Annotated in this window: 24 protein-coding genes, 2 tRNA genes and 1 other RNA gene; 14 read left to right on the top strand and 13 right to left on the bottom strand. The window is 71.0% G+C overall.

Annotated elements, in window-relative coordinates; all coding sequences use genetic code 11:
• Window positions 1-19: 19 nt before the first annotated feature.
• Complete coding sequence (locus tag DQE82_RS21805) at window positions 20-463, top strand: nucleoside deaminase (protein ID WP_338104090.1); 444 nt, start codon at window positions 20-22, stop codon at window positions 461-463.
• A gap of 12 nt (window positions 464-475) precedes the next feature.
• Here the strand turns inward: DQE82_RS21805 and DQE82_RS21800 are convergent, their stop codons facing one another.
• From DQE82_RS21800 to deoD, 3 genes are all read right to left on the bottom strand, one after another.
• Window positions 476-943 carry a thioesterase family protein gene (locus DQE82_RS21800; RefSeq protein WP_043327825.1) on the bottom strand — a complete coding sequence of 156 codons (468 nt, stop codon included), beginning with the start codon at window positions 941-943 and terminating at the stop codon, window positions 476-478.
• Window positions 940-1,578, bottom strand: coding sequence for a TetR/AcrR family transcriptional regulator (locus tag DQE82_RS21795; protein ID WP_030502134.1), 639 nt, complete (start codon window positions 1,576-1,578; stop codon window positions 940-942). Before DQE82_RS21795 ends, DQE82_RS21800 begins: the two co-directional genes overlap by 4 nt.
• A gap of 113 nt (window positions 1,579-1,691) precedes the next feature.
• A complete protein-coding gene (gene deoD / locus DQE82_RS21790) occupies window positions 1,692-2,399 on the bottom strand; it encodes a purine-nucleoside phosphorylase (RefSeq protein ID WP_043327826.1) in 708 nt (235 codons plus the stop codon).
• Between the two features lie 75 nt (window positions 2,400-2,474).
• Here deoD and DQE82_RS21785 point away from each other — a divergent pair.
• Window positions 2,475-2,561 (top strand) — tRNA-Ser (locus DQE82_RS21785).
• Window positions 2,562-2,674: 113 nt separating this feature from the next.
• Here the strand turns inward: DQE82_RS21785 and DQE82_RS31180 are convergent.
• Window positions 2,675-3,553, bottom strand: a complete 879-nt coding sequence (locus DQE82_RS31180) for a DUF4231 domain-containing protein (protein WP_233514734.1) — start codon at window positions 3,551-3,553, stop codon at window positions 2,675-2,677.
• Between the two features lie 282 nt (window positions 3,554-3,835).
• Here DQE82_RS31180 and DQE82_RS21775 point away from each other — a divergent pair, with 282 nt between their 5' ends.
• Window positions 3,836-4,819: a hypothetical protein gene (locus tag DQE82_RS21775; RefSeq protein WP_113973611.1), complete on the top strand. Its 984-nt coding sequence runs from the start codon at window positions 3,836-3,838 to the stop codon at window positions 4,817-4,819.
• Between the two features lie 43 nt (window positions 4,820-4,862).
• Here DQE82_RS21775 and DQE82_RS21770 read toward each other — a convergent pair whose 3' ends face one another.
• The 4 genes from DQE82_RS21770 to DQE82_RS21755 form a co-directional block, all read right to left on the bottom strand.
• Window positions 4,863-5,405 carry a DUF4362 domain-containing protein gene (locus DQE82_RS21770; protein ID WP_113973610.1) on the bottom strand — a complete coding sequence of 181 codons (543 nt, stop codon included), beginning with the start codon at window positions 5,403-5,405 and terminating at the stop codon, window positions 4,863-4,865.
• Window positions 5,386-5,904, bottom strand: coding sequence for an RNA polymerase sigma factor (locus tag DQE82_RS21765; protein WP_370446803.1), 519 nt, complete (start codon window positions 5,902-5,904; stop codon window positions 5,386-5,388). Before DQE82_RS21765 ends, DQE82_RS21770 begins: the two co-directional genes overlap by 20 nt.
• Window positions 5,905-5,981: 77 nt before the next feature.
• A complete protein-coding gene (locus DQE82_RS21760) occupies window positions 5,982-6,503 on the bottom strand; it encodes a hypothetical protein (RefSeq protein ID WP_043327830.1) in 522 nt (173 codons plus the stop codon).
• Window positions 6,500-7,114, bottom strand: coding sequence for a hypothetical protein (locus DQE82_RS21755; RefSeq protein ID WP_113973609.1), 615 nt, complete (start codon window positions 7,112-7,114; stop codon window positions 6,500-6,502). Before DQE82_RS21755 ends, DQE82_RS21760 begins: the two co-directional genes overlap by 4 nt.
• Before the next feature lie 211 nt (window positions 7,115-7,325).
• On the opposite strand from DQE82_RS21755, the gene DQE82_RS21750 reads away from it, so the two are divergent.
• Both DQE82_RS21750 and DQE82_RS21745 read left to right on the top strand, forming a co-directional pair.
• On the top strand, window positions 7,326-7,658 hold the full coding sequence (locus tag DQE82_RS21750) for a YciI family protein (protein ID WP_043327833.1): 333 nt from the start codon (window positions 7,326-7,328) through the stop codon (window positions 7,656-7,658).
• Window positions 7,655-8,875: an RNA polymerase sigma factor gene (locus DQE82_RS21745; RefSeq protein ID WP_113973608.1), complete on the top strand. Its 1,221-nt coding sequence runs from the start codon at window positions 7,655-7,657 to the stop codon at window positions 8,873-8,875. The genes DQE82_RS21750 and DQE82_RS21745 overlap by 4 nt, the downstream gene beginning before the upstream one ends.
• A gap of 65 nt (window positions 8,876-8,940) precedes the next feature.
• On the opposite strand, the gene DQE82_RS21740 is transcribed toward DQE82_RS21745, so the two are convergent.
• The 3 genes from DQE82_RS21740 to DQE82_RS21730 all read right to left on the bottom strand — a co-directional run bounded on the left by DQE82_RS21740 (window position 8,941) and on the right by DQE82_RS21730 (window position 10,033).
• Entirely contained in the window at window positions 8,941-9,246 is a 306-nt protein-coding gene (locus DQE82_RS21740) for a helix-turn-helix domain-containing protein (protein WP_113973607.1), read from the bottom strand.
• Window positions 9,246-9,635, bottom strand: a complete 390-nt coding sequence (locus DQE82_RS21735; RefSeq protein WP_030502119.1) for a type II toxin-antitoxin system RelE/ParE family toxin — start codon at window positions 9,633-9,635, stop codon at window positions 9,246-9,248. Before DQE82_RS21735 ends, DQE82_RS21740 begins: the two co-directional genes overlap by 1 nt.
• Window positions 9,636-9,948: 313 nt before the next feature.
• A tRNA-Ser gene (locus tag DQE82_RS21730) sits at window positions 9,949-10,033 on the bottom strand.
• An 81-nt stretch (window positions 10,034-10,114) separates the two neighbouring features.
• On the opposite strand from DQE82_RS21730, the gene ffs reads away from it, so the two are divergent.
• The 9 genes from ffs to DQE82_RS21685 all read left to right on the top strand — a co-directional run bounded on the left by ffs (window position 10,115) and on the right by DQE82_RS21685 (window position 20,444).
• Window positions 10,115-10,204, top strand: an RNA gene (ffs, locus tag DQE82_RS21725) — signal recognition particle sRNA small type.
• 107 nt (window positions 10,205-10,311) lie between these two features.
• Window positions 10,312-13,167, top strand: coding sequence for a DNA polymerase III subunit gamma and tau (locus DQE82_RS21720; protein ID WP_113973606.1), 2,856 nt, complete (start codon window positions 10,312-10,314; stop codon window positions 13,165-13,167).
• Between the two features lie 108 nt (window positions 13,168-13,275).
• Window positions 13,276-13,584 (top strand): YbaB/EbfC family nucleoid-associated protein, encoded by a 309-nt coding sequence (locus DQE82_RS21715; protein WP_030502117.1) that lies wholly within the window; start codon window positions 13,276-13,278, stop codon window positions 13,582-13,584.
• 8 nt (window positions 13,585-13,592) lie between these two features.
• On the top strand, window positions 13,593-14,186 hold the full coding sequence (gene recR, locus DQE82_RS21710; protein ID WP_069088852.1) for a recombination mediator RecR: 594 nt from the start codon (window positions 13,593-13,595) through the stop codon (window positions 14,184-14,186).
• Window positions 14,187-14,508: 322 nt separating this feature from the next.
• Complete coding sequence (locus tag DQE82_RS21705; RefSeq protein ID WP_104114940.1) at window positions 14,509-16,173, top strand: ABC transporter substrate-binding protein; 1,665 nt, start codon at window positions 14,509-14,511, stop codon at window positions 16,171-16,173.
• 78 nt (window positions 16,174-16,251) lie between these two features.
• Window positions 16,252-17,256: an ABC transporter permease gene (locus tag DQE82_RS21700; RefSeq protein WP_069089549.1), complete on the top strand. Its 1,005-nt coding sequence runs from the start codon at window positions 16,252-16,254 to the stop codon at window positions 17,254-17,256.
• Entirely contained in the window at window positions 17,253-18,221 is a 969-nt protein-coding gene (locus tag DQE82_RS21695; RefSeq protein ID WP_113973605.1) for an ABC transporter permease, read from the top strand. Before DQE82_RS21700 ends, DQE82_RS21695 begins: the two co-directional genes overlap by 4 nt.
• A gap of 7 nt (window positions 18,222-18,228) precedes the next feature.
• On the top strand, window positions 18,229-19,344 hold the full coding sequence (locus tag DQE82_RS21690; RefSeq protein WP_069089551.1) for an ABC transporter ATP-binding protein: 1,116 nt from the start codon (window positions 18,229-18,231) through the stop codon (window positions 19,342-19,344).
• Window positions 19,341-20,444, top strand: a complete 1,104-nt coding sequence (locus DQE82_RS21685) for an ABC transporter ATP-binding protein (RefSeq protein WP_113973604.1) — start codon at window positions 19,341-19,343, stop codon at window positions 20,442-20,444. Before DQE82_RS21690 ends, DQE82_RS21685 begins: the two co-directional genes overlap by 4 nt.
• A 56-nt stretch (window positions 20,445-20,500) precedes the next feature.
• Here DQE82_RS21685 and DQE82_RS21680 read toward each other — a convergent pair whose 3' ends face one another.
• Together DQE82_RS21680 and DQE82_RS21675 are read right to left on the bottom strand one after the other, a co-directional pair.
• Window positions 20,501-20,947 carry a hypothetical protein gene (locus DQE82_RS21680; RefSeq protein WP_069089553.1) on the bottom strand — a complete coding sequence of 149 codons (447 nt, stop codon included), beginning with the start codon at window positions 20,945-20,947 and terminating at the stop codon, window positions 20,501-20,503.
• Window positions 20,929-21,588 (bottom strand): HNH endonuclease family protein, encoded by a 660-nt coding sequence (locus tag DQE82_RS21675; protein WP_069089554.1) that lies wholly within the window; start codon window positions 21,586-21,588, stop codon window positions 20,929-20,931. The genes DQE82_RS21680 and DQE82_RS21675 overlap by 19 nt, the downstream gene beginning before the upstream one ends.
• Window positions 21,589-21,646 lie beyond the last annotated feature (58 nt).

Here is a 21,646-nt window from a genome sequence, read left to right as displayed (position 1 = left end):
CCGCCGGCAGCGGCACGAGCTGTGGATGCGCCGGGCCCTGGAGGTCGCGGTGACCGGCCCGGACGAGGCGATCCCCGACGCCGACGACGTGCCGGTCGGCGCGGTGCTCTACGGCCCCGACGGCGCCGAACTGGCGATCGGGCGCAACGAGCGGGAGCTGACCGGCGACCCGACCGCGCACGCCGAGGTGCTGGCGCTGCGCCGGGCCGCGCAGCGGCTGGGCCGCTGGCGGCTGGACGACTGCACGCTCGTCGTGACGCTGGAGCCGTGCACCATGTGCGCCGGGGCGATCGCGCTGGCCCGCGTCTCGACAGTGGTGTTCGGCGCGTGGGAACCCAAGACCGGCGCGGTCGGGTCGCTCTGGGACGTGCTGCGCGACCGCCGCGTCACGCACCGCCCCGAGGTGTACGGCGGCGTGCTGGAACGCGAGAGCGCGGCGTTGCTGCGCGCGTTCTTCCGCTGAGGTGTGCTCGGCTCAGGCGCTCGTCGGCGCCGGGCGCAGCAGCGTCGCGGCGACCCCCTGGGCGACCTCGGTCCACGCGGTCGGGCGCAACGTCGCCGGGTCGAGCCGGACGATCGACCGGGTGCCGGTGGCGTGCACGGTGGCGCCGTCGGTCGAGCGGAACTCGAAGGCGTACCGGGCGCTGCTGGTGCCGAAGTGCTCCAGCCAGAAGTGCACAGCCACAGTGCCGACGCCGGTGACCGGCGCGCGGTAGCTGATGGTGAACTCGCGGACCGCGTGGAACACGTCCGGCGCGGCGTGCACGTCGCCGCGGAAGGCGACGCCGCGCTCGGCCCAGTACGGCGTGAGCGCGCGTTCCAGCAGCACCGCGTAGCGGGCGTTGTGCAGCAGGCCCATGGCGTCGAGGTCGTCGAAGTGCACCGGCACGTGCGCGACGTGCCCGAACTCGGCGGCCTGCCGCTCGACTGTGGTGTGGCTCATGACTGGCCTTCCGGTAGCAGGGTCGGATCCGGGCAGAGCGCCCGCAGCCGGGTCAGCAGGCCCTGGCGGGCGTGCCGGTAGGTGGCGTCCGGGTCGAGCAGCCGGGACCGCATCACCGCGCTGATCCCCAGCGCGTCGATCTCGTACGCGAGCAGTGGCACGTCCAGGTCGGCGGGGAGTTCGCCGAGGTCCACCGCCTCCTGGACGAGGCGTTCCAGCAGCGCGGTCCAGCGGGCGAACGCCTCGGCGAGCCGGTCGCGGACCGGGCCGGGGCGGGCGTTGTACTCGAACTCGGTGTTGGCGAAGAAGCAGCCGCCGGGCAGCACCCGGGCGGCGTAGAAGTCGATCCGGGCCTCGTGCAGCGCGCGCAGCCGGCGTACGCCCCGGGGCGCCTCCAGGGCGGGCGCGACGATCATTTCCTGCCACTGCGCGACGGCCCGGTCGACGGTGGCGAGTTGCAGCGCCTCCTTGGAGCGCCAGTGCGCGAAGAGGCCGGACTTGCTCACCTCCAGCCGGTCGGCGAGCTGGGCCAGGGAGAGGCCGTGCAGGCCGACCTCGGTGGCCAGCGCCACGGCGGTGTCCAGCACCGCGGTGCGGGTGCGGTCGCCACGGGCGACGCGGCCGTCGGAGGTCATGCGGGCAGCGTATCGGGAAACAAGCACGACCGGTCGTATTTATTTTTGTGACCCCGGTAACGCGCGACCGCCCCGCCACCTTGCGGTGACGGGGCGGCCCAGGGTCGATCAGGTCAGGCGATGATGGTGTCCAGCGCGATCTCGACCATCTGGCCGAACGTCTGCTCACGCTCCTGCGACGTGGTCTTCTCGCCGGTCTTGATGTGGTCGCTGACGGTCAGGATCGTCAGCGCGCGGGCCTTGAAGCGCGCCGCGATCGTGTAGAGCGCCGCCGACTCCATCTCCACCGCCAGCACGCCGTAGTCGGCGAGCGTGTCGTACAGGTCCGGCCGGTCCGTGTAGAAGGCGTCCGCCGCCAGGATCGGCCCCACCCGCATGCTGATGCCGCGCCGCTCGGCCACCTCGACCGAGGTACGCAGCAACCCGAAGTCGGCCACCGGGGCGTAGTCGATCAGCCCGTCGAAGCGCATCCGGTTCATGTTCGAGTCGGTGGACGAGCCGATCGCCGCCACCACGTCCCGCAGCTGCAGATCCTCGGTCAGCGCGCCGCAGGAGCCGACCCGGATCAGCGACTTCACGCCGTACTCGTTTACCAGCTCGTGGGCGTAGATCGAGGCGGACGGCATGCCCATGCCGGAGCCCTGGACGGACACGTCAACGCCGTTCCACTTGCCGGTGAAGCCCAGCATGCCGCGCACCGTCGTGTAGCAGCGGGCCCCCTCCAGGTAGGTCTCCGCGATCCACTTGGCCCGCAGCGGGTCACCCGGCATCAGGACCCGCTCGGCGATCTCTCCCGGCTCAGCGCCGATGTGCGTACTCATGGCAAAGATCCTGCCAGGCCGGGCCGAGGGATACCGGTTCGGCGTCCAAGCCGGCGGTCCTGTACCCTCGTCGGCGGTGGCGTGTCCGAGTGGCCTAAGGAGCACGCCTCGAAAGCGTGTGAGGGTTTACGCCCTCCGCGGGTTCAAATCCCGCCGCCACCGCTCGTGAACAGCGAGAACGCCCGGTCGATCCGCGAGGATCGACCGGGCGTTCCGCTTCCTGGTCTCAGTCGCTGGGGTCCCTGGTGCTTGCGCTGCCCTCAGAGAAGGTTCCGTCACTCTTCGCGCTTGACCTCAGCGGGCTGATCGAGCTGCTGCTGCCGCTTGTTCTGCTCGTCGCGCAACCTCTCAACAGTGTCAGCGAAGAGGGCATAAGCTTTTTGCTCGTCAAGTCCGAGGTACTTGCCAACGCGGAGCTCGACCGCCTCGTACTCTCGTTCAATCGCGTCCGCTGTCTGCTGTGAATTGAAGCTCCGCTCGTGGTATTTGAAATATCCGGTAAATCCTGCCGATAGGCCCACAGCTGCACTCGCAGCGACGGTCAGCCATCTAGCTTGACTGAAGGCTACTGACGCGGTGGCAATGGCGGAGGTGACCACCGATCCGATAATGATGATGCTCTGGAATCGGTTATGGATTCTCCGTGTTCTCCCAGCATCCTCGCGAAACTGCGATATTAGGTCGGGAACGTCGTCCCTATAGCGCTTTTGAGCCAGCAGTGCGGGGTCTTCTTTGCTGCTGGTGTTCGTGTCTGCGTCCGCTTGCGTGCGTCGCCGCACCACGTGGAGCTTCTTGATAAGGATGCGAGTCGTGCGCATCCGCTTGTACTGCCAGTAAGCCAGTACCGGTGAGGCGAGCAGCGATGCGGCGAGTGCTACATACAGGTGGTTTGAGAAGCGACCTAAGTGTCCGACGTTGAAGAAAGTGGCGACTACTGCGCCGCCGGCGAGTAAGAGGTTTCCGGCGAAGATCCAAGCCATGCCGACCTTGCGCCATAATTCTTGGAGGTGGAGCTTTTCTTCTGCGTCGAGGATTTGGCTGCGGACGTAATCGGGGTGCCAGCCTTTGGAGCTGTTGTCGATTACTTCCTTCCACTTCTTCTCACTCGCCGACCCGCTAAGTCTTTCCCCAAGCCGCGACATCCCCGACCACATGGCGTTACGGTATGGCGACGCATGTAACCCAACAAGGTGAAGCCCTGTCGTCTTCTCGACAGTTGTCATGCCTGTCGTGTGCTGTGGGGGCCGGCGGGTTGGTGGAGCGCCTGGCTGCTGCCGCGAGCGTCCGCGCGGAGCTCAATGCTCGACCCCGGCCCGCCCTAGGTATCCGGGCTCGTGTATCTGCGGCGTCCTGCCGGTTAGTGTCAGCGTCCGCACAAGGGAGGAATCGCTGTGGTTTTCACGCCTGAACAACCGTTGGCACCCGCCGGACCGGTCATGCCCCGTTCCGGTGGCTCCTTCCGGCCGCACCTGATCTGGGAGGCGGTGCTGCTGGCGCTGACCGTCGTCGCCGCGGTGGTGTGGTACTCCCAGGACGGGTCGCGGCTGTCGCCGCTGGTGTTCAACATCGCCTCCGCCGGCCTGTTGGCGACCGCCTTCGCGCTGTCGCTGCGCACCGCCACGCCCAACCTCGCGGTCGTCGCAGTCGGGGCACTCGCCGGCCTGACGTACGCGGAGGTGCTCGACGCCGGCGCCCCGGTCCTCGTCGCGGCGGTCGCCGCGATCGCCGCCGCGGCGTTCTTCGGTCTCGGGATGGGCCTGATCGCCGGGCTGCTGCAGGCGCCCGGGTGGGCGGTGTCGCTGGGCGGGCTTGCCCTGACGCAGGGCATTCTGCTCGCGACCACCGGCAGCGGCGGTCCGCGGCGGCTCGCGAGCGAAGGTTGGATCCGGTCCGACGGTGCCGGGGCCGGGTGGCTGGTGCTGTTTCTCCTGCTGTCGATCGGCGGCGCGGTGGTGTGGTCGATCCCGGCGGTGCGGCGGGCGCTGAGCGGCAATCGGGTCGTCGCCGGGGAGCCGCTGTCGCCGTTCGGTGCACGGCTGCTGGGCGCGGTCATCGGCCTGGGCGGTTCCAGCCTGATCGCGGGCGCGGCCGGAGTCCTGCTGGCCGGCCGGATCGGTGCCGCAATCCCATCGGCCGACATCGGCCAGCTGACGTTGGTGGCCGGCGCCGTCCTGCTCGGCGGCGTGAGCGTGGCCGGCGGGCGGGGCGGCTTCGCGGGCACCGTGCTGGGGGTCACCCTGCTGTGCCTGGTGCAGATGATCATCCTCGTCGCGGACGGCCCCCGGTGGCTGCCGACTGTCGTCTTCGCGCTGGCGATCCTCGCCGGCCTGGGCGTCAGCCGGGCGCTGGAGGCCCTGCAACCGGCACTGCCCGCGAGCGTGTCGGGTGCCGGGCCGGCGGAGCCGACGCGGAAGTACTGACCGCTGTCAGCTCGGCCGGGCGTTCTAGCCGCCCGGGGGGTGGTCAGCGCGGTACCGGCGACGAGCACTGCCGGAACATGATCCGCCCGTTGGTGGCCTCGGGACCGGTGCACCTCTCCAGCACGAGACCCTGCCCGCCGCCGAATCTGTCCTGGCGGAAGTCGGTGGTCACCTCGACCGTGCCGTCCTCGCCGACGACGTAGAGGGTCGGGATCGGGTCGCCTTCCGTCGTCGGCGAGGTCACGGCGAGGCGGGCGGGGCGGTGCGCCTCGGCCGCGTCGAGGAAGCAGGTGATCGCGGCTTCCGGTATGCGGTCCATGAGCCCGAGCACGTGATCGCCGCAGTCCGACGTCGCCGTGGTTCCTCCGCCCGCGGGGGCCGGGGCGTCCGTACCGCCGCCGCTCGTCGCGGACACGGCGGCGGACATTCCCGCGACTGTCAGGACCGCGACGAGCGCCACGCCGCCTGCCGTCCGTCGTCGACGTAGGCGCTCGCCGCGCGCGCGGACCCGCTCGGGCGGCGCCAGGTTCAGGGCGGCGGTGTCGTCCTCCAGCGCCGCGATGGCCTCACGGATGCGTGCTGACATCGGAGTCCTTCCGCTCGTCGTCGGCATCGAGCAGCGGGGCGAGCGCCGTCCGCGCACGGGACAGGTAGACCTTGACGGTGCCGGCGGGCATCCCGGTGGTCTCGGCGATCTCGCTGATCGGCAGGTCGGAGAGGTAGTGCAGGACCACCACCCGCCGCTGCGACTCCGGTAGCTGCCGGAGCGCCGCCAGGACCGCGACCCGGTCCGGTGACGGCTCGGGCGCTTCTGTGGACGGGCCGAGTCTCGCCCGTGCGGCGAGCCAGCGTCGGACGCTGCGCCACCGGTTGGCGGCCAGCCGCCACGCGACCGTTCGTACCCAGGCTTCGGGCGAGTCGTAGCCGGACAGCGACGACCAGCGCGCCCAGGCGCGGGCGTACGCCTCCTGCACGACGTCCTGTGCCTCGCCGAGATCGCCGCAGACCGCGTAGACCTGGTGCAGGACCCGGGCCGAGGTCGCCGCGTAGAAGGCGTCGAAGTCGTCGCTCGTGCCCATCCGCATCGTCCCTCTCCCTGGCCGTCACACATATACACACCGCCAGGGGGCCACCGGTTACAGCCAGGTGGTCGAGCCGAATGTCAGCAGGGGCCGTAGCCCTCGTCGAAGAGGCGGCGGGCCCAGTCCGCGTACCCGGCGATGATCTCCCGGACGGTGACGCCGTCGTGCAGGAACAGGTACGCGCGGTCGCCGTCGCGGGCGAGCAGCCCGGCGAAGCGGTGACTGCCGGGCGGCGCCGGCAGGTCGGTGGCGCCGGGGTACGCGGCGCGGACCTCGCCGATCGGCGTGCCGGCGCTGATGCCCTCCGGTGTGCTCATCGGGTCGTCCAGCCAGAGCAGGACGAGCCGGTCGTCGACGAAGATCGGGCTGACCGCCCCGTGTCCGACGAGTGCGGGCCCGCAGGCCTCCTCGTCGGCGCGCAGCACGCCGCGGCGGGTCAGGTCCGCCTCGGTGGCGCCGAACTCCGCGTCGCGCAGGCCCTCCAGGCTGACCACCTGGGCGGCGCCGACGGGCCGGGCCGGCCACTGTGGATGAACGCCGCTGCCCGCCACTGATGCGGCAGCAAGCAGTACGGCAATAAAGCCGAATTGTCGTAATTTCATGCAATCCCCCAGTCACCAACGGGACCGGGGCGATGAGGTTGCTGGTGCTGGCCGGATTGGCGAAGTTCCCACTCTTCGGCCAGCTCGTCCCAGTAGTCGGCGGACAGCCCGCGCCGGCCGTGCGTCAGCCAGCCGTCGGTGTCGCGCTCCAGGTGCAGGCCCAATTCCGCGAACGGGTCGATCCACGCGCCCGGCTCCGCGCCCAGCCTGGCCAGCGCCGTGTTGATCGGCCACTCGGTACGCGGCCGTTCCAGCGCGGCGTCGTACCGTGGGCCCCAGCTCACCTCGCCGCCGAGCCACACCACCGCCGACTGGTGGCCCAGCCCGCCCGCGAACTCCGCCTCCAGGTACGCGACCGGGCCGCTGGTCGACCAGCGGGCCAGCACCTCCGCCAGCGGCGGCGAGAGCACCAGCCGGAACGGGCGCTCGGCGCGCGGCTCTTCGGTGGCGAAGTCCGGCAGCCCGCCGGTCAGCTCCTGCACCAGTTGCGGGGTCACCGGCAGCAGCGCGAAGTCCTGGCGGAGCGCGGCGAGCACCGCGTGGTCCAGGTCGGCGGTCTGCTCGCGAAGCAGCTCGACGTCGGCGACCACGGCGCTGAGCTGGTAACTCATCCGGTCCTCTCGGCGTCCACAGGCTGTGGATGGAACATGTGTACGACGGTGGTCGGGTGTCCCGGCGTGACGCGACCGATGCCCAACGTACGGGCGAAGCAGCGTTTGCGCAGCATCGAGCCCGATACTCGCTCTGCACGGCTGTCGGTTCGGGGCGGCGGTGTTCGTAGCCGAGGTGACAGTGGGCCGGGGAAGACGGAAAGAGGAACCGATGGCGCAGTACCTGATCTCCGTACTCGACGACACCACCGGCTCGGCCACCGAGGCGGAGATGGCCGCGATCGGTGAGTTCAACGAGCGGTTGCGCGCCGACGGCCACTGGGTCTTCGCCGGTGGCCTCGCGGCGCCCGAGACCGCCACGGTGGTGGACGCGCGGGACGGGAGCCCGCTGCTCACCGACGGGCCCTACCTGGAGACGAAGGAGTACGTCGGCGGGTTCTGGATCATCGAGGCCCCGGACTTCGACGTGGCGCTCCCGCTCGCCGCGCTGGCGTCGCAGCGGTGCAACAGGCGGGTCGAGCTACGGCCGTTCCTGGGCGCGTGACAGACGTCGGCGAGGTGCTGACCCGGGTCCACCGCGAGGAGTGGGCCCGGGTGGTCGCCACGCTCGCCCGGCGCATCGGCGATCTCGACGTGGCCGAGGAGATGACCGCCGAGGCGTTCGCCGCCGCCGTCGAACGCTGGACGGCCGACGGCGTGCCGCCGAACCCCGGCGCGTGGCTCACCACAGTCGCGTACCGCAGGGCCGTCGACCGGATCCGGCGCGAGAGCCGGCGGGAGGACAAGCACCGGGAGGCGCTGATGCTGACCGACGTGCCGGAACCGCTCGGTGTCATCGACGACGACCGGCTCCGCCTGATCTTCACCTGCTGCCATCCGGCGCTGGCCATGGAAGCGCGGGTGGCGCTGACGCTGCGCCTGGTCGGCGGACTCACAGTGCCGGAGATCGCCCGGGCGTACCTGGTTCAGGAAGCCGCCATGAGCCGGCGGATCACCAGGGCCAAGACGAAGATCAAGGCGGCCGGGATCCCGTACCGGGTGCCGTCCCGCGAGGACCTGCCGGCCCGCGTCACCGGCGTGCTCGCCGTTCTCTATCTGGTCTTCAACGAGGGCTACCTCGCCTCCGACCCCGGCAAGGAGGCGGTCCGCGCCGACCTGACCGGCGAGGCGATCCGGCTCACCCGGCTGGTCCGTACGCTGCTGCCCGACGACCACGAGGTCACCGGCCTCTTGGCGCTGATGCTGCTGACCGAGGCCCGCCGGCCCGCCCGGGTCTCCGCGACCGGCGAACTCGTCGTCCTCGCCGAGCAGGACCGCAGCGCCTGGGACCGCGACCTCATCGCCGAGGGCCACGCCCTGGTCCGCGCGTGCATCGCCGCCGGACGGCCGCCGGGCCGCTACCAGATCCTCGCCGCGATAAACGCCGTCCACACCGACGCCCGCGACGCGCGGGACACCGACTGGTCGCAGGTCGCCGCGCTCTACGACCACTTGGTACGCGTCGACCCGTCGCCGATCGTGCGACTCAACCGGGCGGTGGCGGTCGCCGAACTGGACGGGCCGCAGGTGGCGCTCGCCGAGGTGGAGGGGTTGCCGCTGGACGGGTATCACGCGTACCACGCGACGCGGGCCGAGCTGCTGCGGCGGATCGGGCGGGGTGGGGAGGCGCGGGAGGCGTACGACCGGGCGATCGAGTTGGCGGGGAACAGCGCGGAGACGGCGTACTTGAAGCGGCGGCGGGACCAGTTGGGCACCGGGTGAGGAGTGCCATGGAACGCCGAAGGGGCGCCGCAAGCGGTGCCCCTTCGTGTCTGTCTCTTGCCCACTCAGCTGAGGTTGACCCGCTCGCCCTCGAAGTCAGCGACGATCTCCACGTTGCCGCCGAGGGCCCTGATGTAACGCACAACAGTGCCGACCTCGGCCTTCGGCAACTCGCCGTTCTCGATCGCCGCGACGCGAGGCTGCGACACCTTCATGCGGTCAGCGACCTGCTGCTGGGTCAGGCCCCGGCGCTCGCGCATCTCGCGCAGGCGCGCGGCGCGGACCTCGCCGCGCATCCGCTCCTTGTGCTGCTCGACGGTGGTCTCGTTCAGGTCGGCGCGGGAGCGAACGTCCCGCCAGCTACGTGCCATCAGCGTTGTCCCTTCAGCTCTCGCAGGTGCTCGGTGAACTTCTGGTCCGCTTCGAGGATGCTGGTCTCGTACCAGCCTTTCCAGTTGCCGGCCTTGTCACCCGCGACCAGGAGGATGGCCTCCCGCTGGGGGTCGAAGGCGAACAGGATCCTGATCTCCGTATCCCCCGCCGAGCCCGGCCGGAGCTCCTTCATGTTCTTGTAGTCGGAGCCCTTCACATGGTCAACGAGGGGCCGCCCGAGGGCCGGGCCTTCCTCGGCGAGCAGGTCAATGGCGGCGGCCACCTGGCCTGCGGAATCCGGGTCATCCTTACTGAGGCGAAGGAACCACTCCTCGACCTCCTCAGTGAGGCTGACTTCCCATCCGCTCGCTTCCCCACTGTAGACCACGTAATACTCCTGCGTTATAACGATTGTGGTGCTGGGAATAAAAATCGGACTCTTGGCATAACAGTGCTAGCACATGCACAGATCCGGCACTACGTAGCGTCAGGAGTACGACAAGACCAGCCTGTGTCTGCGCGCGAGTGACGGGGAGAGCTGATCTCTGCGATTCATGACAGCCGCCAGCGGTCTGGCCGAGCAGCCGGCCGCGAGCAACCAGGCGGGCCGGACCATGGCAAGTGAGACGAGGGTGAGCGTAGAGACGACTCAGGGCCGGTCCCGCGGGGGCCGGCCCTGTCGTTTTTCCTGCTCAAGCGAGCGGAGGATACGAGATTCGAACTCGTGAGGGTGTAAACCCAACACGCTTTCCAAGCGTGCGCCCTAGGCCTCTAGGCGAATCCTCCGCGAGCCAGGATACAGGTCTCCCGACGGCGGGCCACCCCACCCTCCCGGAAGATCCACAACCCTTCGGGTAGGCTTGGCGTCACCTCCCGTGCGGCGGTACCTCGTGAACCTCCCCAGGGCCGGAAGGCAGCAAGGATAAGCGAGCTCTGCCGGGTGCACGGGAGGCCTTTCTGTCTCCCGGGCCGGGTAACGTCGCTGCGGGTCGGGTCACGGGGTGGTGGGTGGTCACCCGGGGCCGACCGGCGCAGAATGGCTCGGTCGAGAGGAGGCGGGACGGGTGGCACTGGCCCTTTACCGCAAGTACCGGCCGCGGACGTTCGCCGAGATCATCGGCCAGGATCACGTCACCGAGCCGTTGTCGCAGGCGCTGCGCAGCGGCCGGTTGAACCACGCGTACCTCTTCTCCGGCCCCCGGGGCTGCGGCAAGACCTCCAGCGCCCGGATCCTGGCCCGCTCGCTCAACTGTGAGCAGGGCCCCACGCCCGAGCCGTGCGGGCAGTGCGAGTCCTGCCGTTCGCTCGCGACCGACGGCGCCGGCTCGATCGACGTGATCGAGATCGACGCGGCCAGCCACGGTGGTGTCGACGACGCCCGTGAGCTGCGGGAGAAGGCGTTCTTCGCGCCGGCCCGCAGCCGCTTCAAGATCTACGTCATCGACGAGGCGCACATGGTCTCGTCGGCCGGCTTCAACGCGCTGCTGAAGCTGGTCGAGGAGCCCCCGGAGTACGTCAAGTTCATCTTCGCCACCACCGAACCGGAGAAGGTCCTCGGCACGATCAAGTCGCGGACCCACCACTACCCGTTCCGGCTGATCCCGCCGAAGGTGCTCCGTCCCTACCTTGAGCAGCTCTGCGAGGCCGAGGGCGTCACTGTCGATCCGGCTGTCTTCCCGCTGGTGGTCCGCGCCGGTGGCGGCAGCGCCCGGGACAGCCTCTCCGTACTCGACCAGCTCATCGCCGGCGCCGGCCCGGAGGGTGTCGGCTACGCCCGGGCCGCCGCGTTGCTCGGCGTCACCGACTCGGCGCTGATCGACGAGATGTGCGACGCGCTCGCCGCCGGTGACGGCGCCGCCGCGTACGCCACTGTCGACCGGGTCGCCGAGGCCGGCCACGACCCGCGCCGCTTCGCCTCCGACCTGCTGGAACGCCTCCGCGACCTGATCGTGCTCCAGCAGGTGCCGGATGCCGCCGCCAAGGGCCTCATCGACGGCCCGGCCGACCAGATCGAGCGGATGGCCGCCCAGGCGCAGCGCCTCGGCCCGGCCACGCTGTCCCGCTGCGCGGACATCGTGCACAACGGCCTGGTCGAGATGCGCGGCACGACAGCGCCCCGGCTGCTGCTGGAGCTGATCTGCGCCCGGATGCTGCTGCCCGGCGCGGACGACTCGTCCGGCGGCCTGCTCCAGCGCCTGGAGCGGATGGAACGCCGGCTGACGCTGGGCGGCGTCGAGCCGTCGCCGTCCGCGCATCCCACCCAGACCCCTGAGGTACGCCCGGCGGCTCCCGCCCCGGGCGCGGCTGCCGCCGCGGTCCACCCGGACACCGCCGGCACGCCGGCGGCTCCCGGTGCCCCGACCGGTGCCGCCGCCGCACGTGCCGCCGCAGCCGCCGCTGCCGGTTCCCGCAGCGCCGCGCCCGGTTCCCGCCCGGGCTCTGCCGTCGGGGCTACCGGCTCCCGTCCCGCCCCGGCCGGTGCGGCTGCCGACGCCGGCCCGGCCGCTGCCGATTCCGGCTCGTCGACGACCGAGGCGACAGCGGCTGCCGGAACTCACCTCGGCACGGACGCCGGGTTCTCCGCGTCGGCCTCCGAGCGGTCAACTGCCGGCCCGACGACTTCCGGTCAGGCCGCCGCCCGACGTCCGGTGCCGCCGTCTGCGGTGATGCCCGACCCGGCCACGCCCGAGCCGCCCCGCCCCGGCGCGGCGAATCCGGGGGCGCTCGACGCGGTGGCGGTGCGCCGGGTCTGGCCCGAGGTAGTAGGCAAGGTGAACCGGAGCAACAAGCGGATCGCCGCGCTGATGCGGGACGCGGTGGTGCGCGACCTGGACGGCGACACGCTCGTGCTGACCGTGAAGTCGACGGTGCTGGCGAAGATGATGGCCGACCATGCGGCCGTGCTGACCGACGCGCTCTACGAGGAGTTCGGCGGTCGCTGGCAGATCCGCTGCGAGGTGGCGGGCGAGCGCGGCGCCGCATCGCTCGGCGGCCCGTCCCGCCCGTCCGGCGCGGTACGAGCGCAGACCGACAGCACGCCCGACCGCGCACCGTCCGACAGCGTCCCGGGCCGCCCGGCGTCCGCTGCGGCGGCTCCGGCGTCCGACACCTCACCCGGTCGCCCGGCCCCCGGAGTGGCGGCCAACGCTCAGGCGCGCTCCGATTCCGGCAGCTCGGGCGACTTCTCCCACTCGACCACACCCGACGCGAGCCGTCCTGCCTCGACGGACGCCGGACCGGGCCGTCCTGACTCCGGTGCTGCCGGTCGTCCGGCATCCGCCGGTCTCGGCGACGCCCCGGGACAGCCGGTGTCCGGCTCGACCGGTGCCACAGGCAACCGAACCCTCGGCAGTCAGGGCGCGGCCGGGCAGGCCGACGAGGACGACTGGCCGGAGCCGGTGCGGCCCGGTGGCGCGGCGACCGCTGCCGCCTCGGCCGCGAGCGCCGGCGACGCGGAGGACTGGCCGGCGGCGGCACGTCCGGGCGGGGGCACGGCGACCGCTACCGCCCCTGTCGCCGTACCCAAGCCTGCCGCACCCCCGACGGCGCCGGCCGGTGGCGCGAGGCCGGGGGGCGGCGGGCCGAAGAACAGCGCGATCGCGGCGGCGCGTGCCGCAGCGGCGGCGGCTGCTGCGGGCGGTGGTCCCGGCAAGGGGTCGCGCGCGGCGCAGCCGGCGCGGAAGACGGCCGACGCCGAATGGGCGGGCGAGCCGCCCTACGACCCGGACTTCGACGGCCCGGTCCGGGGTGGGCGGGCGCCCGCCGCGGCGCCGGCCTACGAGGGGTTCGACCCGGGCGACGAGCCGCTCGACGACGTGATCGACGAGCGGACGGCCCGGCAGTCGAGCGAGGAGCAGGCGGTTCAGCTGCTGCGTGAGACGTTCGGGGCCGAGAAGATCGACGAGGTGGACGCGCGCTGAGCGCGCGCCGACCGCGAAGGAGCTGCGCCGTGGCCCGACTAGGCTGGGCGCGGCCGAGCAGACGAGTGGAAGAAGGAGCGGTCCGTGCGCCCAGGTGGACAGCCGAACATGCAGCAGATGCTGAAGCAGGCGCAGAAGATGCAGCAGCAGATCGCCAAGGCCCAGGCCGAGCTGGCCGAGGCGGAGCTGACCGGCACCGCCGGCGGTGGCCTGGTCACCGCGACCGTCGCCGGCACCGGTGAGCTGAAGGCGATCAAGATCGACCCGAAGGCGGTCGACCCGGAGGACGTCGAGACGCTCGAGGACCTGGTGGTCGCGGCCGTGCACAACGCCGCCGAGGCGGCCCGCGAGCTGACCGAGAAGAAGATGGGCCCGGTCGCGGGCGGCATGGGCGGCCTCGGCCTGCCCGGGTTCTGAGCCGGCAGATGTACGAGGGTGCCATCCAGGATCTGATCGACGAGCTGGGCCGGCTGCCGGGCGTGGGCCCGAAGAGCGCCCAGCGGATCGCGTTCCATGTGCTGTCGGCGGATCCGGCCGACGTGAACCGGCTGGCCGGCGCGCTGCGCAAGGTCAAGGACCTGGTCCGGTTCTGCACGACCTGCTACAACGTGGCCGAGTCGGAGCAGTGCCGGATCTGCCGCGATCCCCGGCGTACCGACGAGGTGCTCTGCGTGGTCGAGGAGCCCAAGGACGTGGTGGCGATCGAGCGGACCGGGGAGTTCCGCGGGCGCTACCACGTGCTCGGTGGCGCGATCAATCCGCTGGAGGGCATCGGTCCGGACAACCTGCGGATACGTGAGCTGATGACGCGCCTCGGCAGTGGTTCGGTACGTGAGCTGATCCTGGCCACCGACCCGAACACCGAAGGCGAGGCGACCGCCACCTATCTGGCGCTGATGGTCAAGCCGATGGGGATCGCGGTGACCCGGCTGGCGAGTGGGCTGCCGGTCGGCGGCGATCTGGAGTACGCCGACGAGATCACGCTGGGCCGCGCGTTCGAGGGGCGCCGAGCCGTCTGAATTGTGCCGCGTCGCTTCCGGCGGGTGCCCTGCGGGGTGCCCGCCGGACGCGTTCGCGCGCTGGAACCCGGCGCGCGCCGATCTGACACGAACGTGCGTCCGGGACCGGATCGACGTAATAAATTCGGCCTTCAAACCGACGAAAATTCGGCGCTAGGCAGTGTTCTCCTTCGAATCGAATGCCTCGATCCAGAACAGACACGATTCGATACCAACCCGCCCCCCGCCCGTTTCCGCGCCGTCCACCCGAGGGCTAAGGTCTGCGCACATCGGTGACCCTGTCACCACGTTGTCCGTACCCCCAAGGACGAGGTGAAGCACCATGCGTGCATCCAGGCCGAAGGTCGCAATCGCGGCCGTCGCGGTCGCGGCCCTCGCGGTTGCAGGCTGCGCCGAGAGCGACCGTGAGAGCGGCTCCGGAGGAAATAGCAAGAAGGACACCCTCGTCTTCGGCGTCGCCGGAGACCCGAAGGTGCTCGACCCCAGCTTCGCCAGCGACGGTGAGTCGCTGCGCGTGGCGCGCCAGGTCTTCGAGACGCTGGTCCGTCCGGAGGAGGGCGGCACCAAGGTGACGCCGGGCCTCGCGGAGTCCTGGACGCCGGACGCGGCGGGCACCACCTGGACCTTCAAGCTCCGCTCGGGCGTGAAGTTCCACGACGGCACCGACTTCAACGCCGAGGCCGTCTGCGCCAACTTCGACCGCTGGTACAACGCCAAGGGCCTCATGCAGAGCCCGGACGTGACCGCGTACTGGCAGGACGTCATGGGCGGGTTCGCCAAGAACGAGGACCCGGAGCTGGGGCCGAGCCTCTTCAAGTCCTGCACCGCCAAGGACGCCACCACTGTGGACCTCACGTTCACCCGGGTCTCCAGCAAGATCCCGGCCGCGCTGATGCTGCCGTCGTTCTCGATCCAGAGCCCCAAGGCGATGGAGCAGTACGACGCCAGCAACGTGACCGGCACCGCCGAGGACATCAAGTACCCGGCGTACGCGATGGAGCACCCGACCGGCACCGGTCCGTTCAAGTTCAAGGCGTGGGACATCGCGAACAAGACGCTCACCATCGAGCGCAACGACGACTACCACGGCGAAAAGGCCAAGCTGAAGACCATCATCTTCAAGACGATCTCGGACGAGAACGCCCGCAAGCAGGCGCTCCGCTCGGGTGACATCCAGGGCTACGACCTGGTCGGCCCGGCGGACGTGGAGCCGCTGAAGAAGGAGGGCTTCAACGTCCTCACCCGGCCCGCCTTCAACATCCTCTACCTGGCGATCAACCAGAAGGGGAACCCGAAGCTGGCCGACCTGAAGGTCCGGCAGGCCATCGCGCACGCGCTGAACCGGCAGGCCCTGGTCGACTCGAAGCTCCCCCCGGGCGCCAAGGTCGCGATGAACTTCTTCCCGGACACGGTCGAGGGCTGGAACGGCGACGTCACCAAGTACGACTACGACCCGGCCAAGGCCAAGGCTCTGCTGGCCGAGGCGGGCGCGTCGAACCTGACGCTGCGGTTCCACTACCCGACCGAGGTCACCCGGCCGTACATGCCGAACCCGAAGGACATCTTCGAGCTGCTCTCGGCGGACCTCAAGGCGGTCGGCATCAACGTCCAGGCCATCCCGCTCAAGTGGAGCCCGGACTACCTGAACGCCACCACCTCCGGCAACAAGCACGACCTGCACTTCCTCGGCTGGACCGGTGACTACGGCGACGCGTACAACTTCATCGGCACCTTCTTCGACCGCCAGAAGGACGAGTGGGGCTTCAACAACCCCGCGCTCTTCGCGCAGTTCAAGGACGCCGACACCACCGCCGACGTGGCGGCCCGGACGGAGAAGTACAAGGCGCTGAACAAGACGATCATGGACTTCCTGCCGGGTGTGCCGATCTCGCACTCCCCGCCGGCGATCGTGTTCGGCAAGGACGTGACCGGGGTCAAGGCGAGCCCGCTCACCGACGAGCGGTACTCGAGCGCAGAGTTCAAGTGATCTGAACGCACCGTACGCGGGCGGGCGCTGTGACCACAGCGCCCGCCCGCACCCCTCCGCACACCCTCCGAGGCGCCCGTGTTCCGGTTCATCGTCAGACGCCTGCTACAGCTGATACCCACGCTGTTCGGGCTCTCCGTTTTGCTGTTCATCTGGCTCCGCCGACTTCCCGGCGGTCCCGAGACCGCGATCCTCGGTGAACGGGGCACGCCCGAGTCGCGCGCCGCGATCCGGCGCAACCTCGGTCTCGACGAGCCGATCCTGGTTCAGTACGCCCGTTTCCTGCGGCGGATGATCCGGCTCGACCTGGGCACGTCGACCGGCACGAAGCGGGCCGTCACCACGGAGTTCCTGGAGCGGTTCCCCGGCACCGTCGAGCTGACCGTCATGGCCATGATCCTCGCGGTCGGCATCGGGATCCCGCTCGGCTACCTCGCCGCCCGCCGCCGCGGCCGGTTCCTCGACCACGCCTCGGTCGGCGGATCGCTCATCGGCATCTGCATCCCGGTCTTCTTCCTGGCGTACGTGCTCAAGGCGATCTTCGCCGAGAACCTGGGCTGGTTCCCCTCCAGTGGCCGGCAGGACCCGACCATCGGGGCGACCCGGGTCACCAACTTCTTCGTCCTCGACGGGATCATGACCCGCGAGTGGGACGCCGCCGCCGACGCGCTCTGGCACCTCGTGCTGCCGGGCATCGCGCTGGCGAGCATCCCGCTCGCGATCATCGTCCGGATCACCCGGGCCAGCGTCCTGGAGGTGCTCAACGAGGACTTCGTCCGGACCGCCGAGGCCAAGGGCCTGACCGAGCGGACCGTCCGTCGCCGGCACGTGCTGCGTAACGCGATGCTGCCGGTGGCCACCTCGATCGGTCTGCAGACCGGTCTCCTGCTCTCCGGCGCGGTGCTCACCGAGACCGTGTTCGCCTTCAGCGGCATCGGCGCGTTCGTCGCCGAGTCGATCAGCCAGCGCGACTATCCGGTGCTGATGGGCTTCATCATGATCATTGCGGTGGTGTACGTGCTGGTGAATCTCCTGGTCGACCTCTCCTACAGCGTGATCGACCCGAGGGTGAGGGTGCGATGACCATCACCGGAGGCAAGAAGCGCGAGAAGATCGACCGGCTCGCCGAACTGTCCGCCCGCGAGGACGAGCAGGGGGTGAGCCTCTGGAAGGAGGCGTTCCGCCGCCTGCGGCGCAACCCGGCGGCCATCATCGGCGTCGTCATCCTGGCCGTCTTCGTCCTGGTCGCGGTGATCGGGCCGTTCTTCGTCCCGTACAGCCCGACGGACTCGATCGGCATCCGGGAAGGGCTGGTCAAATCCGGCCAGGGCGTCATCCCGGGTGCCTCCGCCGACCACTGGCTGGGCTTCGACCACCAGGGCCGGGACGAGTTCAGCCGGCTGGTCGTCGGGGCCCGGCAGACGCTGCTCGTCGGCGTGGTCTCCACCCTGATCGGTCTCGCGGTCGGCGCGCTGATCGGCGGCGTCGCCGGCGCGGCGGCCGGGCTGGGCGGACGCTGGGGCCGCTGGATCGACAGCACCCTGATGCGCTTCATCGACATGCTGCTGGCCATGCCGAGCCTGCTGCTCGCGGTGAGCATCGCGGCGCTGCTCGGCGCCAGCCTCACCACCGTGATGATCGCCGTCGGTGTGGTGTCCGTGCCGATCTTCGCCCGGCTGCTGCGCGGCTCGATGATCGCGCAGTCCAACAGCGACTACGTGCTGGCGGCGACGGCGCTCGGCGTGAAGCGGTCGAAGATCGCCCTCACCCACGTGGTGCCGAACTCGATCGCCCCGGTCATCGTCCAGGCCACGCTGACGCTGGCGACCGCGATCATCGAGGCCGCCGCGCTCTCCTTCCTCGGCCTCGGCAACCCCGACTCGGCCATCCCGGAGTGGGGCGTCATGCTCGCCGACGCGCAGCCGTACCTGGGCATCCGGCCGGGCCTGGCGATCTACCCGGCGCTCGGCATCATCATCACCGCGCTCGGTTTCACCCTGCTCGGCGAGGCGATGCGCGAGGCCCTCGACCCGAAGCTGCGGAAGTAGGTCTCTCATGGCACTGCTCGAAGTGGACGACCTCTCCGTCACGTTCGCCCGGCGTGGGCAGCGCACCGTGCGCGCGGTGGACGGGGTGTCCTTCTCGGTCGACGCCGGCGAGGTGGTCGGCCTGGTCGGCGAGTCCGGCTGCGGCAAGAGCGTCACGTCGCTGGCGATCATGGGGCTGCTGCCCAAGCAGCCGGGCCTGCGGGTCGGCGGCAAGGCGGTCTTCGACGGCACCGACCTGCTCCAGCTCGACGACCGGTCCCGCCGCGACATCCGCGGCCGGGACGTGGCGATGATCTTCCAGGACCCGCTCTCCTCGCTGAACCCGGTCATCCCGATCGGGCTGCAGGTGACCGAGGTGCTGACCCGCCACCGGGGGATGAAGGGCGAGGCGGCCGCCAAGGAGGCCGCCGAGCTGCTCGACCGGGTGGGCATCCCGGACCCGCGCCGCCGGCTCAAGGAGTACCCGCACCAGCTCTCCGGCGGCATGCGGCAGCGGGCGCTGATCGCCATGGCGGTCGCCTGCCAGCCCCGGCTGTTGATCGCCGACGAGCCGACCACCGCGCTCGACGTCACCATCCAGGCGCAGATCCTGGAGTTGCTGAAGGACCTGGTCCGCGACTCCGGCACCGCGCTGGTGATGATCACCCACGACCTCGGCGTGGTGGCCGGCATGTGCGACACCATCAACGTGCTCTACGCCGGCCGGGTGGTGGAGACGGCCACCCGCCGTCCGCTCTTCCGCCAGCCCCGGCACCCGTACACCGAGGGGTTGCTCGCTTCGGTGCCCCGCCTGGACGCCGGCCGTGGCGAACGGCTCAACCCCATCCCCGGCTCGGTGCGCGACGTGCTGCCCTGGCCGGACGGCTGCGCGTTCGCCCCGCGCTGCGCCCGCCGTGTCGACGAGTGCGTGGGCGAGCCGCCGGAACTGGTGCTCACCCACGACGCGCGCAGCTACCGCTGCGTCAACCCGGTGCCGATCCCCGGCCTGACCCCGGAGGCGGAGGTCCGGGCCACCGCGCCGACGACCGCCGAGCCGGGTACGGTGCCGGCCCAGGCCGAGCCGGCCGACCCGCCCGCGGCGCCCGGTTTCGGACCGGCACCGCGCGAGGAGGAGACCCCATGAGCGACAACGACATCCTCGTCGAGGTCCGCGACCTGAAGGTGCACTTCCCGATCCGGCGGGGCGTGCTCTTCGACCGGACCGTCGGGCACGTCAAAGCCGTCGACGGGGTCGACCTGAGCATCCCGCGCGGCAAGACGTACGGGCTGGTGGGCGAGTCGGGCTGCGGCAAGTCCACGCTCGGCCGGGCGCTGCTGCAGCTCACCCCGCCGACCGCCGGCGAGGTGCAGTTCGACGGCGTCGAGCTGACCACGCTGCCGGCCGGCAAGCTGCGGACGATGCGCCGCCGGATGCAGATGATCTTCCAGGACCCGATGTCCAGCCTGGACCCCCGGCAGAACGTCGAGTCGATCCTCACCGAGGGCCTCCAGACCCACGGCATCGGCACCGACCGCAACGACCGGCGGCGGATCATCGGTGAGACGCTGGACGCGGTGGGACTGCCCAAGTGGGCGCTGTCCCGCTACCCGCACGAGTTCTCCGGCGGCCAGCGTCAGCGCATCGGCATCGCCCGCGCGCTCGTCCTCGGCCCGGAGCTGATCGTCGCCGACGAGCCGGTCTCCGCGCTCGACGTGTCGATCCAGGCGCAGGTGGTGAACCTGCTGGACGAACTCCAGGACAGCCTCGGCCTGACCTACCTGGTCATCGCGCACGACCTGGCGGTGGTGCGGCACATCTCCGACATCGTCGGCGTGATGTACCTGGGCGCGCTGGTCGAGGAGGCGCCGAGCGACCGGCTCTACACCGAGCCGCTGCACCCGTACACCCGGGCGCTGATGTCGGCGGTGCCGGTGCCGGACCCGGACGTGGAGGACCGGCGCGAGCGCATCCTGCTCGCCGGGGACCTGCCGTCGCCGGCCAACCCGCCGTCGGGTTGCCGGTTCCACACCCGCTGCCCGTGGGCGCAGCCGACCCGCTGCGCCGACGAGCGGCCGGAGCTGCGCCAGATCGGCGCCAGCCGGGTGGCCTGCCACTGGGCCGAGCAGATCGCCGCCGGTGAGCTGCACCCGCACGAGGTGACCGCGAAGATCACCCGGCCGGAGGGCGAGGGTGAGGAGCCGGGCGTGGTCTCCGCGCCCAGCGAGCCCGGCTCGTACGTCTGATCCGACAAAGGCGTGTCCCCACCGGGCCGGGTGGGGACGCGCCTTTTGTCTGTCGGTCAGCCCTCGGGGCGGTTGAGCAGCCCCACCGCGATCGTGTGCACGGCGTCCAGCGCCGCCGGGTCGGCCAGCGGCGCGGAACCGCCGGTGACCGCGTACCACTCGTCGGCGTCCTTGTACTGCACCCGCAGCGTCACCCGGCCGTCGGCGTGCTCGGTGCGCAGCGTCAGCTCGCCGGTCACCACGCCCACCTCGTCGGTCATGACCCCGCCCGGACCGGGGACGATGTCGGTGGTCCGGTCCGCCGGTCCGGCCGGCGCGCCCCCGGCCGGCGCCCCCGGCACCGCGTCGGCGGTCATGCCCGCCCCGGCGACGTCCGCCGACTCCGGCTGCCGGCCGTCCGCCGTCATCCCGGCCGAGGCCGGACCGGCGGGTGCGGCGTCTGTCTCCGGCGTGCCCGCCGGGGCCGGTGTGGCGTCCGGCCCGGTCACGGTTTGCTCGCCCATGTGCAGCCCTCCAGCATGTCGGTGAGAGCGGCCTTCTCGGCACTTGTCACAGTCAGCCGCCAGTAGTGCTTGACCGTCACCCAGTCCGCCGCGTACTGACACCAGGACGACCGGTTCGGCGGCTTCCACTGGGACGGATCCTGGTCACCCTTTGCCCGGTTGGACCGCGCCGAAACCGCGATGAGCTGCGGCCGGGTCAGGTCGTTGGCGAAGTCGCCGCGCTTCGAGTCGTCCCACTCGTCCGCGCCCGACCGCCACGCGGCGGCCAGCGGCACCGTGTGGTCGATGTCCACGCCCGACGGATCGGTCAGCACCACCCCGTCGTAGACGCTCTCCCACCGGCCACCCACCACGTTGCAGCCGGACAGCTTGATGTCCTCGCCGTCGCGCTGCAGCACGCTGTCGCGTACGTCGCAGTTCTTGCCGGTGCCCCGCCAGTGCGGGAAGCGGGAACGGCTGTAGCCCTTCATCGACCCGGCGGTGGCCACTGTCAGCTCACCGAGCTGCTTGTTGACGTTCCCGGCGGCGCTCGGCGGCGCCTCCGGCTCGGTGACCGACACCTCGCAGCCGGCCACGCCGAGGGCGAGCACCGCGCTCAGCGCGGCCGCCAGCCCGGCTCGGGCTCCTGATCTCGTACGCACAGACGACACCTCTCCAGCTTGCGTGCTCCGGGCGAGTCCGCACAGTACCCGGCGGCGG

Origin of the sequence: Micromonospora sp. LHW51205 (assembly GCF_003315815.1) — a bacterium.
GTDB lineage: Bacteria > Actinomycetota > Actinomycetes > Mycobacteriales > Micromonosporaceae > Micromonospora > Micromonospora chalcea.
Note: the sequence above shows the minus strand (reverse complement) of the source record. Positions and strands in the feature narration are given on the sequence as shown.

Coding starts and splice junctions, on each gene's coding strand:
- DQE82_RS21800 (WP_043327825.1), bottom strand. CDS start 943: ATGAGCCACACCACAGTCGAGCGGCAGGCCGCCGAGTTCGGGCACGTC.
- DQE82_RS21795 (WP_030502134.1), bottom strand. CDS start 1,578: ATGACCTCCGACGGCCGCGTCGCCCGTGGCGACCGCACCCGCACCGCG.
- deoD (WP_043327826.1), bottom strand. CDS start 2,399: ATGAGTACGCACATCGGCGCTGAGCCGGGAGAGATCGCCGAGCGGGTC.
- DQE82_RS31180 (WP_233514734.1), bottom strand. CDS start 3,553: ATGTGGTCGGGGATGTCGCGGCTTGGGGAAAGACTTAGCGGGTCGGCG.
- DQE82_RS21775 (WP_113973611.1), top strand. CDS start 3,836: ATGCCCCGTTCCGGTGGCTCCTTCCGGCCGCACCTGATCTGGGAGGCG.
- DQE82_RS21770 (WP_113973610.1), bottom strand. CDS start 5,405: ATGTCAGCACGCATCCGTGAGGCCATCGCGGCGCTGGAGGACGACACC.
- DQE82_RS21765 (WP_370446803.1), bottom strand. CDS start 5,904: ATGCGGATGGGCACGAGCGACGACTTCGACGCCTTCTACGCGGCGACC.
- DQE82_RS21760 (WP_043327830.1), bottom strand. CDS start 6,503: ATGAAATTACGACAATTCGGCTTTATTGCCGTACTGCTTGCTGCCGCA.
- DQE82_RS21755 (WP_113973609.1), bottom strand. CDS start 7,114: ATGAGTTACCAGCTCAGCGCCGTGGTCGCCGACGTCGAGCTGCTTCGC.
- DQE82_RS21750 (WP_043327833.1), top strand. CDS start 7,326: ATGGCGCAGTACCTGATCTCCGTACTCGACGACACCACCGGCTCGGCC.
- DQE82_RS21740 (WP_113973607.1), bottom strand. CDS start 9,246: ATGGCACGTAGCTGGCGGGACGTTCGCTCCCGCGCCGACCTGAACGAG.
- DQE82_RS21715 (WP_030502117.1), top strand. CDS start 13,276: ATGCAGCAGATGCTGAAGCAGGCGCAGAAGATGCAGCAGCAGATCGCC.
- recR (WP_069088852.1), top strand. CDS start 13,593: ATGTACGAGGGTGCCATCCAGGATCTGATCGACGAGCTGGGCCGGCTG.
- DQE82_RS21705 (WP_104114940.1), top strand. CDS start 14,509: ATGCGTGCATCCAGGCCGAAGGTCGCAATCGCGGCCGTCGCGGTCGCG.
- DQE82_RS21695 (WP_113973605.1), top strand. CDS start 17,253: ATGACCATCACCGGAGGCAAGAAGCGCGAGAAGATCGACCGGCTCGCC.
- DQE82_RS21690 (WP_069089551.1), top strand. CDS start 18,229: ATGGCACTGCTCGAAGTGGACGACCTCTCCGTCACGTTCGCCCGGCGT.
- DQE82_RS21685 (WP_113973604.1), top strand. CDS start 19,341: ATGAGCGACAACGACATCCTCGTCGAGGTCCGCGACCTGAAGGTGCAC.
- DQE82_RS21680 (WP_069089553.1), bottom strand. CDS start 20,947: ATGGGCGAGCAAACCGTGACCGGGCCGGACGCCACACCGGCCCCGGCG.